General features: G+C 59.9%; 9 protein-coding genes and 2 riboswitches. Of the genes, 7 read left to right on the forward strand and 2 right to left on the reverse strand.

Features of this window, described 5'->3' with window-relative positions; all coding sequences use genetic code 11:
* Positions 1 to 437: 437 nt before the first annotated feature.
* The 4 genes from Q0216_RS06415 to Q0216_RS06430 all read left to right on the forward strand — a co-directional run bounded on the left by Q0216_RS06415 (position 438) and on the right by Q0216_RS06430 (position 5279).
* Positions 438 to 1904, forward strand: coding sequence for an NCS2 family permease (locus tag Q0216_RS06415; protein ID WP_298593860.1), 1467 nt, complete (start codon positions 438 to 440; stop codon positions 1902 to 1904).
* Positions 1905 to 2251: 347 nt separating this feature from the next.
* Entirely contained in the window at positions 2252 to 3700 is a 1449-nt protein-coding gene (locus tag Q0216_RS06420; protein ID WP_298593862.1) for an NCS2 family permease, read from the forward strand.
* A 179-nt stretch (positions 3701 to 3879) separates the two neighbouring features.
* Positions 3880 to 4527: a hypothetical protein gene (locus Q0216_RS06425; RefSeq protein WP_298593864.1), complete on the forward strand. Its 648-nt coding sequence runs from the start codon at positions 3880 to 3882 to the stop codon at positions 4525 to 4527.
* A 2-nt stretch (positions 4528 to 4529) separates the two neighbouring features.
* Entirely contained in the window at positions 4530 to 5279 is a 750-nt protein-coding gene (locus tag Q0216_RS06430; protein ID WP_298593866.1) for a hypothetical protein, read from the forward strand.
* 87 nt (positions 5280 to 5366) lie between these two features.
* On the opposite strand, the gene Q0216_RS06435 is transcribed toward Q0216_RS06430, so the two are convergent.
* Together Q0216_RS06435 and Q0216_RS06440 are read right to left on the reverse strand one after the other, a co-directional pair.
* Positions 5367 to 5810: a YchJ family protein gene (locus tag Q0216_RS06435; protein WP_298593868.1), complete on the reverse strand. Its 444-nt coding sequence runs from the start codon at positions 5808 to 5810 to the stop codon at positions 5367 to 5369.
* Between the two features lie 183 nt (positions 5811 to 5993).
* Complete coding sequence (locus Q0216_RS06440; protein ID WP_298593869.1) at positions 5994 to 7421, reverse strand: LLM class flavin-dependent oxidoreductase; 1428 nt, start codon at positions 7419 to 7421, stop codon at positions 5994 to 5996.
* A gap of 111 nt (positions 7422 to 7532) precedes the next feature.
* A riboswitch (SAM riboswitch) is annotated at positions 7533 to 7641 on the reverse strand.
* Positions 7642 to 7816: 175 nt separating this feature from the next.
* Positions 7817 to 7914: riboswitch (SAM riboswitch) on the forward strand.
* Positions 7915 to 7918: 4 nt separating this feature from the next.
* On the opposite strand from Q0216_RS06440, the gene Q0216_RS06445 reads away from it, so the two are divergent.
* The 3 genes from Q0216_RS06445 to Q0216_RS06455 all read left to right on the forward strand — a co-directional run bounded on the left by Q0216_RS06445 (position 7919) and on the right by Q0216_RS06455 (position 10760).
* Positions 7919 to 8755, forward strand: a complete 837-nt coding sequence (locus tag Q0216_RS06445; RefSeq protein WP_060823996.1) for an ABC transporter ATP-binding protein — start codon at positions 7919 to 7921, stop codon at positions 8753 to 8755.
* A gap of 98 nt (positions 8756 to 8853) precedes the next feature.
* On the forward strand, positions 8854 to 9918 hold the full coding sequence (locus Q0216_RS06450) for an aliphatic sulfonate ABC transporter substrate-binding protein (protein WP_298593871.1): 1065 nt from the start codon (positions 8854 to 8856) through the stop codon (positions 9916 to 9918).
* Positions 9918 to 10760, forward strand: a complete 843-nt coding sequence (locus tag Q0216_RS06455; protein ID WP_298593872.1) for an ABC transporter permease — start codon at positions 9918 to 9920, stop codon at positions 10758 to 10760. Before Q0216_RS06450 ends, Q0216_RS06455 begins: the two co-directional genes overlap by 1 nt.
* Positions 10761 to 11051: the final 291 nt, after the last annotated feature.

Raw genomic sequence — 11051 nt, forward strand, 5'->3', positions numbered from 1 at the left:
GGTCGGTTGCTACGATGGCGCGCTGGCGTACCGGCAGGGATTCTGCGGCGGGGTAATTCTCGGAGGTGGTTTCCTGCGGAGTTTCAGTCACGGTGGACTCCTTCTCATAGATGCCGGAAAGGGCTCACCACGCAGAACCTGGCATCCGGCGACACAATATTTCACCCCGAATATAACAGGAACTTAGGGTTCACTAACCTAATATGTCATCGTTGTTCGCGCAGGGGCGAGAGATCGTTACCCCCATTACGCCTCCCGCAAAAGGCCCCTGAACGAAAGCTGGGAATTTCCTGGATTAACGCTTAGAGAAACTTTAACCGTAGAATATTCCGGTAACAACAGTGTCACCTCCCCAACACACCGGGAAGTGACACTTTTTTATGCGGGATCGGAACCCCGAACCCCGCCCCTACGAGAGTATCTACGGATTTTCACGAATGTCTTCTGAGAACACCGCGGCTCCCCAGAACCCCAAGGCAGAAGCCCAGGGCGCACTGGACCGTTACTTCAAAATCAGCGAACGTGGCTCCACCATCGCAGCAGAATTCCGAGGCGGCCTCGCCACCTTCTTCGCGATGAGCTACATTGTCGTGCTGAACCCCCTCATCATCGGCCTCGGCAAGGACGCATCCGGCAACGCCCTCGGCGCACCGCAGGTCGCAGCAATGACCGCACTGGTCGCAGGCGTCATGACCATCCTCATGGGTGTCGTCGCCAAGCAGCCCTTCGCCATGGCGGCAGGCCTCGGCGTGAACGCGCTACTGGCAACCACCATCGCCTCCACCCCCAACCTGACCTGGCCCGCCATCATGGGCCTCGTCGTCTGGGCTGGTGTGCTGATGACCATCCTCGTGCTGACCGGCTTCCGCACCGCAGTGTTCAACGCGGTCCCCGAATCGCTCAAGGTCGCAATCGTCGTCGGTATCGGCTTCTTCATCGCCTTCATCGGCCTCGTCAATGCGGGTATTATCCGCCGCATGCCCGACGCAGCAGGCTCCACCGTGCCCGTCTCCTTCGGTGTGAACGGCCACCTGCTCGGCTGGCCCACCCTCGTCTTCCTCTTCGGCCTGTTCCTCACCATTGCGCTGTTCATCCGCAACGTGAAGGGTGCAATCCTCTACGGCGTGCTCGCCTCCACCGCCCTCTCCATCATCCTGGAGAAGGTCGTGCCCTCCGGCAGCTCGCTTGAGTCCCCCACCGGCTGGTCCCTGAACGTCCCCGTCTGGGACTCCAGCACCAGCAAGCTCCCCGACTTCTCCCTGTTCGGCTCCGCTGACCTGTTCGGCGCCTTCGGCACCCTCGGCGGCATGGCTGCAGTTCTGCTGATCTTCACCATCCTCATCTCCGCGTTCTTCGACGCAATGGGCACCTCCGTCGGTCTCGCAACCGAAGCAGGCACCATCAAGGACGGCCAGATCGAGAACATCGACAAGGTCCTGCTCGTGGACGCCCTCGGCTCCGTAGCCGGCGGCGGCACCTCCTCCTCCGCAAGCCAGATCTTCGTGGAATCCGCAACCGGTATCGGCGCGGGCGCACGCACCGGCTTCGCGAACATCGTCACCGGCGCACTGTTCCTCGTCGCGATCTTCCTGTCCCCGCTGGTCACCATCGTGCCCTTCGAAGCTGTTGCACCCGCAATGGTGTTCGTTGGCTTCCTGATGATCCGCCAGGCAGTGAATATCGACTGGAACGACTGGGGTCTGGGTATCCCCGCGTTCATGACCATCATCTTCATGCCCCTGTCCTACTCCATCGCGGACGGTATCGGCGCAGGCTTCCTGTCCTACGTCTTCATCCGCCTGGTGCAGGGTCGCGGCAAGGAAGTTCACTGGCTCATGTACGTGGTTTCCGCAGTGTTCCTCATCTTCTTCGCTAACGGCCTGATTACCGGCTGGATGAGCTAAATACATCGGGTGCCTCACCCTCCACACGTGGAGGCGCAGGCACCAGCTGGGCGGGGTATCGGCACCTTTGGTGTACCGGTACCCCGTCCTGCGCTATTCTTCCCCTGCCTCGGCTACTGGCTCCAGCTGCTCATTCCAGCTACGTGAGCTGGATACAGGCGGAAGGGGAAACACCACATCACCGACTGAACCGCCGCACACAACGCGTTTCACCGGCACAAGCTACGCGGCGGCGCCTACAATGGTTGAACCATTGTGGCGCCCAACCCGTGAAATTTACCCGCGGGCTTCACCCGTGAAACCGGCGGCGCGACAGTACACACCGAACAACATCAACGGATCCTCACATGTCTGAACCCCAGAAGGCGGCAGCGCCCACCAGCGCACTCGACCGCTACTTCAAGATTTCCGAACGCGGCTCCTCCATCGCCGCAGAATTCCGCGGCGGCCTCGCCGCATTCTTCGCCATGAGCTACATCGTGGTGCTGAACCCCCTCATCATCGGTACCGGTGCCGACGCCTCCGAACGCACCCTCGGTATCGCACCCGTCGCGGCTGTGACCGCGCTGGTTGCCGGCGTGATGACCATCCTCATGGGTGTTATCGCCAAGCAGCCCTTCGCGATGGCGGCTGGCCTGGGCGTGAATGCGCTGCTCGCCTCCACCATTGCCACCACCCCGAACCTGACCTGGGCAGATATCATGGGCCTGGTCGTTCTTGCCGGTCTGATCATGACCGTTCTGGTGCTCACCGGCTTCCGTACCGCGGTGTTTGAGGCGGTCCCCGAGTCGCTCAAGACCGCGATTGTGGTCGGTATCGGCTTCTTCATTTCCTTTATTGGCCTGGTCGACTCCGGCATTATCCGCCGCATGCCTGACGCTGCCGGTTCCACCGTTCCGGTGACCCTTGGCGCGGGCGGTCACCTGCTCGGCTGGCCCACTCTCGTCTTCCTCTTCGGCCTGTTCTTCACCATCGCCCTGTTCATCCGTAACGTGAAGGGCGCAATCCTGTGGGGTGTGCTCGCCTCCACCGCGCTGTCCCTGATTCTGGAGGCGCTTGTCCCCTCCGGTTCCGTGACGAAGGCGGCAACCGGCTGGTCCCTGAACGTGCCCTCCTTGGATGACATGAAGTTCACCACCCCGAACTTCTCCCTCATCGGTTCCGCTGACCTGTTCGGCGCATTCACCCACATTGGCCCGCTGGCTGCTTCGCTGCTGGTGTTCACTATTCTGCTGTCCGTGTTCTTCGACGCGATGGGCGTTTCGGTCGGTCTTGCCGCCGAGGCTGGCACCATGAAGGACGGCAAGGTTGAGGACATCGACAAGGTCCTGCTCGTGGACGCTTTCGGTTCCGTTGTTGGTGGTGGCGCGTCCGGTTCGGCGAACCAGATTTTCGTGGAGTCCGCTACCGGTATTGGTGCGGGTGCACGCACCGGTTTTGCGAATATTGTGACCGGTGTGCTGTTCCTGCTGGCGATTTTCATCTCCCCGCTGGTCACCATCGTGCCCTTCGAGGCAGTTGCTCCGGCGCTGGTCGTGGTCGGCTTCCTGATGATTCGCCAGGCAGTGAATATTGACTGGACCGACTGGGGTCTGGGTATTCCGGCGTTCTTGACCATTATTTTCATGCCGCTGTCGTACTCGATTGCGAACGGTATTGGTGCCGGCTTCGTGTCCTACACTTTCATTCGCCTGGTGCAGGGCCGCGGCAAGGATGTGCACTGGCTGATGTACCTGGTGTCCGCGGTGTTCGTGATCTACTTCGGTATGGGCATCATTAACGGCTGGACTAGCTAAGTCCGCTAGTCTACATATTTGCTGAGGGCAGGTTCCTGAGGCGGCTGAGAACGTAAGTTTTCAAGCTGTCGAAGGACCTGCCTTTTGTGTATCTGGTTCGCTCATGCACGTTCCTTATCGTGCCTGGATGCGGGCGCAATTTCATGGCAGAATCATTCCGTTTCCGGTATGATTCTGCCATGATGTCCGTTCAAGAGTATGCCCAAGAAGCTCAGGTTTCGGAGCGAAGCGTGCGCGCCCGCCTAGAACGCGGAATGCTCCAAGGGCGTAAATTGGGAAGCCGCTGGGTTGTCGATGCTCTTCCCGCTGCGCACCGCAGCAATGCTGGCCGCCCTATTTCCTTCGATGCGTTCAACGCTTTGGCGCGTTACTGCGACGGCCAGTCGTCTGTTCTATCTGCTGAGGAACGCCGCAGGGCAAAAGAACGCGCCTCAGCAATTCAGGCGCAAGGACCTGCGTCTGTTGAGCGATACCGAGCCCGCCGCGGGCTGAAAGTACATCATCTGCAGGCTCCTCCCGCTGAGATTCCAGCAATTTTGGAAGACCCTGCATTGTCACTTACTGGCATCAGTAGCGATATTTCGCAGGTGTACGGCTCAATGGTTGATGCATACGTCTCGCATCAGGATTTGGGGAACATCATTTTTCTCTACAATCTGCTTCCGGCTTCCGCGGATTCAGCGAACGTTATCTTGCGTGAATGCGATGAGCCACCCCATATTCTTCCCCTGCACGTGGCGGTGGATCTTCTAGATTTGGGGGATCCGCGAAGCTCCGCTGAGGCAGAGCGTATTCTTCAAGATTCTGTTTTCAAGGAAGCATCTTAGTCATGAACGCATCACCTATTTTGATTCCTGCTATTGGAGCAGAGCGGGCCTCATGGCTAGGTCTGGCTGATATTTCAGAGATTATGCCGCGAGGATGGTCCTTGGCTGGCGGAAGCATGATGCGCCTGTTGGCTGCGGAACGAAGCTACGCAGGTTCTCGCTCCACCCACGATATCGACGTTATTCTTGATATCCGCGCTTCCCGGGCGCATATTCGTCAGTTCCATGAGGCTCTTAGCGCTGCCGGATTTTCAATTGCCGGGTTCAATGCATCCGGCCAAAATCACCGGTGGGTTCGCGGCGAAGCTCAGATAGATATCCTTATCCCTTCAGGGCAATCGGAGGCCGCTCGCACCTATGAATATCCGGGGTTTGGCCGCCTGCTAGAGACTCGTGGCGCCCAGTTTGGGCTTGAACGCACCCGTAAAGCATCTGTACTCTGCGCTAACCGCCAATTTACAGTCAACGTTCCTGATGGTTTGGGCGCTCTGTACGAGAAAGTATCGGCTCTGCTCAACAATGGAGATTCCGATAAAAATCGACATTTCCGAGACATTATTCTTTTATCTTCGGTTCTTAATTCTCAAGAACGTCGAGATATCCTGACACTTTCTGGAAAACAGATATATCGCCTTTATGACGGCCTCTCAAGATCGATTCGCGAACACACCGGCATTATTTCTGACCGCGAGCTAGAGATAGCCTCTCGTTTAGAGAACCACCTTGAAAAACTGCTAAAAGACAGAAGCTAACCAAAACAGGAAATGGCAGAATCGTTCCGGTTTCGGAATGATTCTGCCATTTCTTTTTATGCCCGCACTCTGCGCGTATAAGGGGCGTTAGCGGACGTCGCCATCCACATAGAACCAGGCGCCGTCCACCTTCTCAAAGCGCGACAGCTCATGCATGCTGCCCTTCACCCGCTCATCCGCAGGGGTGCCCGGCACCGACCGGTAGTAGGCGACAAACTCCACCGTACCGGACGCATCAAACGGGCCACCCGAAGCACCCAGAATATCCAGGCGATACCAGCGGATATCATCCTCCAACTCCAGAGCGGCCGGGCGAGTACTCGGATGCCAGCTCGCCAACAGATACGCCGCATCCCCGGTCGCAAACGCGGTAAAACGCGAGCGCATCAGCTGCTCCGGCGCGGGAGCAGTCAGCGTGCCGGAGGCGGCAAACTCGCCCAGGAACCTGCCGCAGCAGGCGCCGTACACCTCACCGCTCGAGCAGGGGCAGCGGTCATCATGGTTAAGTTCAACCTGGTTCAGTTCAGTCATGCCACCCAGTATAAAGAACGCGCCGCATCAAGAAAGTCAGCATCAAAAACCACAGCATCAAGAAAGTGCCGCACGAAGAAACGCCCGCTCCGCCGGGGATACACATCCCCCAGCAGAACGGGCGTTCTTGTTTTCAATCGTTAAGTTTGAGCGAACCTACACGGTACGCATCAGCGGCAACGCTTATTCGGCAATCGCGCGAGCCGGGGTGTCAGCCGCCGAAGGCTTACCCACGTATGCGCCGCGGTACTTAGCAGCCGGGTGGGAGTCAGCAACCTTGGTGTGGCCCTTACCGAAGATGTTCTCACGCAGGGTGTTGCCCTCGTACTCGGTGCGGTAGCGGCCGCGCTTCTGCAGCTCGGGAACAACGTACTCGATGAAGTCCTCGAAGGAACCCGGGGAGACGTGGTACGCCAGGTTGATGCCGTCCAGGCCACCCTCGTCGATCCAGCGCTCCAGCTCGTCAGCAACCTGAACCGGGTCACCGACGATGACCTCGCCCATGCCGCCGATGGTGGTGTGCTCGGCGATAGCCTTGCGGGTCCACTTCTTGTCCTTCGCCTGCAGGGTGAAGGGGGTCAGGAAGGACTGAATCGACTCGGTCTGCACGTAGTTCAGGATCTCGTCCTCGTCGAACTGGGACAGGTCAACACCGGACCAGCCGCCGATGATAGCCTGTGCAGATTCGAGGTTGATGTACTTCTTGTACTCCTCGTACTTTGCCTTTGCCTTCTCCTCGGTCTCATCCACGATGACCGAGAGCATTGCGAGGATCTTCACGTCGTCGCGGCTACGGCCCTGCTCCTCGGCAGAGGCACGAATACGGTCGGTCACAACGCGGGTCAGGTCCGGGCGCAGGGCGCTGATGAACACAGCCTCAGCGTGCTTGCCGGAGAACTTCTGGCCGCGGCTGGATGCACCAGCCTGGAAGATCACGGGGGTGCGCTGCGGGCTCGGCTCGGTCAGGGAGATGCCGGGCACGGAGAAGTACTTGCCCTTGTGGCCAATCGGGTGGACCTTGGAGGGGTCAGCATAGATGCCGCGTTCGCGGTCCTTGACGACTGCACCGTCTTCCCAGGAGCCTTCCCACAGCTTGTAGCAGACGTCCAGGAACTCGTCAGCAATGTCGTAGCGCTCGTCGTGCGGAATCTGGGTGGGCAGACCCTGGTTCTCAGCAGCCGAAGGCAGGTAAGAAGTCACAACGTTGAAGCCGACGCGGCCCTCAGTGAGGTGGTCGAGGGAGGCGTAGCGGCGAGCCAGGGTGTAGGGCTGCTCAAAAGTAGCGGCAGCAGTCACGCCGAAGCCGAGGTGCTCGGTCACTGCAGCCATTGCAGAAATCTGGGTTGCGGGGTCATTCACGGGAACCTGAGCGGCACCCTCGATGGCGGGAGCGGCAGAGTTCTTGTACACGTCGTAGATGCCGACCACGTCAGCGATGAACACGGCGTCAAACAGGCCGCGCTCAAGGGTCTTAGCCAGGTCAGTCCAGTACTTGATGGTGTTGTACTCGGTTGCGCGGGAGCGCGGGTGACGCCAGAGGTCGAAGCTCTGGTGACCGATGCAGGTCATCTCGAATGCGTTAACTACGATGCGCTTCTTCTGCTCAGCCATCGATTTTCCTTTCGCGAATGATCGGGGACGATCGGGTGTACCCTGCACCCCGCGCGCCGCCTCCTGATGCCTTCTGCGTTCGGTGGTGACCTTCGTGCAGGTGGCGCGTTCGCGCCGTACTTGCCTCATTCCATTGAGGCCAGATCATCATCTGGGGCACCCCGCTACGGGAGAGGGTTGCCGCCCGGCTAGCCAGAGCTTAGCGCCGGGACTCATGATCTCGCTGTTTGAGTGTACGGGGCGCGCGGGAGGGAGGTCACCTTTGTGACGAAAAAATCTTTTTATGACGGGGGACCGAAATATTTCGTGACAAATGCGAAATAAAGAGTCATAGAAATTCACACGCGCCCGCTGGGTTGATTGAGGCGTGGCACAGCCCATAGGGTTGAAGGAGCAAACCATCCAGAGCGACCGAGAGACCTGGCTCCACGACGTCGCAGCAACCGGCACGGATTCTTCCGCCTCCCGGTGCTAACGCCAGGACCGATGGAAGTGACATGACACTCAACAGTGCAGTAACTGACGTACCCACCAGTGAAAACACCGGCCGACACGCCGTATCCACCGCCGCCGTCCCCTTGAGCTTTGAAGACGTCGGACAATCTTTCCCCGTGCCCGGCGGAACCCACGAAGTTCTTCGCGGAGTCTCCTTCACCGCAGCCCCCGGCGAGATTATCTCCGTCATCGGCTCCTCCGGATGCGGCAAATCCACCCTCCTGCGTGCAGCGGCAGGCCTGAACCGCATCACCGCAGGTACCGTGCGTATCGGCGAAAAGGCAGTGACCGGCCTCGACCCCCGCGTCGCTATCGGCTTTCAGGAACCGCGCCTGCTCCCCTGGCGTACCGTCGCCGACAACGTGGCGCTCGGACTGCCGCAGGGCACCAAAAAATCTGAAGGCGCAGCATCCGTAGCGCGTCTGCTCGACTTGGTCGGTCTGGGCGAATACGCAACCCACCGTCCCAAGGAAATTTCAGGCGGTATGGCTCAGCGCGTGTCCCTGGCGCGAGCGCTCGCACGCAACCCCGGCGTGCTGCTGCTCGACGAGCCCTTCGGTGCTCTGGACGCGCTGACCCGCATCAACATGCAGGATTTGCTGTTGGACGTGCACCGTCAAGACCCGACCACGATTCTGCTGGTCACCCACGATGTGGAAGAGGCGCTGTACCTCTCTGACCGGGTTATCGTCCTCGGTAAGGACACCCCGGAGGCGCCCGCCACCATCCAGCGCATTGTGACCGTTGACCGTTCTCACCCGCGTGACCGCGCCGATGCAGAGATCACGGCGCTGCGTAGCGAGCTGTTGGCTGAGCTCGGCGTGGAAGATAACGCCTAAAAGCTGCTGACAAGGCCAGAGTCACAAACAAGGCCAGCGCCGCCGCATTTCATCTCATCACCACACATCATCATCTTCAGAAGCGAAAAGATTTCATCATGACTTACTCCCCGTCTCGCCGTACCGCCCTCAAGTCCCTTGCCGCAGCCGCCGCTTTTGCTACTCTGCTCAGCGCCTGCGCCGGTGAAGGTTCCGGTTCCGCTAACGCCTCCGGTGCTGCCGGTGGTGGCGACCAGAACACCGTGACCATTGACTACGCGACCTACAACCCGCTGTCTCTGATTATCCGTAAGAAGGGTTGGCTTGAGACCGCCCTCGCTGCCGAGGGTAAGAAGGTTGAGTGGGTCAAGTCGGCCGGTTCGAACAAGGCGAATGAGGCGCTGCGTAGCGGCAATATTGATGTCGGCTCGACCGCCGGTTCGGCGGCACTGCTGGCACGCGCTAATGGCTCCCCCATCAAGGTCATTAGCCTGTACTCGCAGCCGGAGTGGTCGGCTCTGGTCACCCGCAAGGATTCGGGCATCACCAAGGTTGCGGACCTGAAGGGTAAGACCGTTGCCGTGACCAAGGGTACCGACCCGTACTTCCTGCTGCTACAGGCGCTCAAGCAGGAGGGTATTTCTGCTTCGGAGCTGACCATTCAGAACCTGCAGCACGCCGATGGCCGCACCGCCCTGGATAACGGTCAGGTCAACGCGTGGAGCGGCCTGGACCCGATTATGGCTGCCGCCGAGGTGGAAAGCGGCGACGTGCTCTTCTACCGCAACCTGGACTTCAACACCTACGGCTTCCTGAACGCGACCGAGAAGTTCATTCAGTCCAACCCGACCGCTGCACAGACCATCGTGGATGTGTACGAGTACGCTCGCGCGTGGGCTAAGAAGAACCCCGAGGAGGCTGTGAAGATTCTCGAGGAGGAGTCCGGCATTAAGCACGAGACTGCTCAGGTCGTCATGGAGCGCACCCACCTGGATATTGACCCGGTTCCGGGCGCTAAGCAGGTTGAGGTTCTGAAGGGTGTCGGCCCGATCCTGGTCGAGTCCGGCGACGTTCCCTCCCAGTCCGACGTGGACAAGGCGCTCAACAGCATTGTGGACGATCAGTTCGCGAAGAAGGCTGACAGCGCAGCCGTCGAGAAGATCGCGAAGGTGGTTGAGAAGTAATGACCGCCGCACCGATTACCGCCGCCTCCAGCGCTCGCGCTGAGCGTGCCGAGAAGCGTGCCTCTTCCGTGAAGCTGCCGTCGAACCCGTTCGCCGGTAAGCAGTACCTGGGCCTGATTCTTCCCCTGGCGCTGATTGCTCTCTGGTACATTCTGAGCACCAACGGCGTGTTCACCCAGGTTCAGTTGCCCTCCCCCGACCGCGTGGTCAACGCCGGTATTGAGCTGGCGCAGCGCGGTGAGCTGGGCCGTCACGTGGCGATTTCTACTCAGCGTGTGCTGATTGGTTTCGGTATTGGCGCCGTGCTCGGCCTGGTACTGGGTGCGCTGATTGGCTTGTCTGCGCCGGTGCGTCTGATTGCCGCACCGACCATTGGTGCGTTGCGTGCCGTGCCGTCCCTGGCGTGGGTTCCACTGCTTCTGCTGTGGATCGGTATCGGCGAGAACTCGAAGGTGACCCTCGTGGCCATCGGCGCGTTCTTCCCCGTGTACACCACGGTTTCCGCTGCCCTCGCCCACGTGGACCCCAAGCTTGTGGAGGCGGCACGCGCCTTCGGTCTGAAGGGTCTGCGTCTGTTCACCACGGTTCAGCTTCCCGCGGTTCTGCCGTCGGTGGTTTCGGGTCTGCGTCTGGCGCTGGCTCAGGCGTGGCTGTTCCTGGTCGCCGCTGAGCTGCTGGGTGCATCCATGGGTCTGGGTTACCTGCTGACCGACTCGCAGAACAACGGCCGCACCGACCGCCTGCTGCTGGCTATTGTGGCGCTGGCGGTGCTCGGTAAGATTACCGACGCGCTGGTGGGCGTGTTCGAGCGTTGGGTGAAGGCAAAGTACCCCAGCAACTAGTACCCCCAGCAACTAGTGCCACAGCTAGACGCAACGCTCAGCACGCGCTGAGTTTAGGAGAGATGTCCGCCGCGTGGTTGCTCCCTGCAAGGTGAGCTAATCATCGCTACGCGCCGGAGAAAGAAGTCGGCGGGGAAACCTGTCGCCTACTGAATGATGATGATGAATCCCGCCCCGCGCCCCACAGCAGTGAGCGCGGGGCGGGGTCTTTAAATATGTCGGAATATTACGAACCAATACGCAGCATGCCGAATATGACGGTCCCCTTTGCGTCCGAGCCCGGAGCGCGCT

Origin of the sequence: uncultured Rothia sp., assembly GCF_937976295.1 — a bacterium.
GTDB lineage: Bacteria > Actinomycetota > Actinomycetes > Actinomycetales > Micrococcaceae > Rothia.

What these genes read in the sequence shown, in the direction of transcription:
- Q0216_RS06415 (WP_298593860.1), top strand. Translation starts at nt 438, where the DNA reads ATGTCTTCTGAGAACACCGCGGCTCCCCAGAACCCCAAGGCAGAAGCC.
- Q0216_RS06420 (WP_298593862.1), top strand. Translation starts at nt 2,252, where the DNA reads ATGTCTGAACCCCAGAAGGCGGCAGCGCCCACCAGCGCACTCGACCGC.
- Q0216_RS06425 (WP_298593864.1), top strand. Translation starts at nt 3,880, where the DNA reads ATGATGTCCGTTCAAGAGTATGCCCAAGAAGCTCAGGTTTCGGAGCGA.
- Q0216_RS06430 (WP_298593866.1), top strand. Translation starts at nt 4,530, where the DNA reads ATGAACGCATCACCTATTTTGATTCCTGCTATTGGAGCAGAGCGGGCC.
- Q0216_RS06435 (WP_298593868.1), bottom strand. Translation starts at nt 5,810, where the DNA reads ATGACTGAACTGAACCAGGTTGAACTTAACCATGATGACCGCTGCCCC.
- Q0216_RS06440 (WP_298593869.1), bottom strand. Translation starts at nt 7,421, where the DNA reads ATGGCTGAGCAGAAGAAGCGCATCGTAGTTAACGCATTCGAGATGACC.
- Q0216_RS06445 (WP_060823996.1), top strand. Translation starts at nt 7,919, where the DNA reads ATGACACTCAACAGTGCAGTAACTGACGTACCCACCAGTGAAAACACC.
- Q0216_RS06450 (WP_298593871.1), top strand. Translation starts at nt 8,854, where the DNA reads ATGACTTACTCCCCGTCTCGCCGTACCGCCCTCAAGTCCCTTGCCGCA.
- Q0216_RS06455 (WP_298593872.1), top strand. Translation starts at nt 9,918, where the DNA reads ATGACCGCCGCACCGATTACCGCCGCCTCCAGCGCTCGCGCTGAGCGT.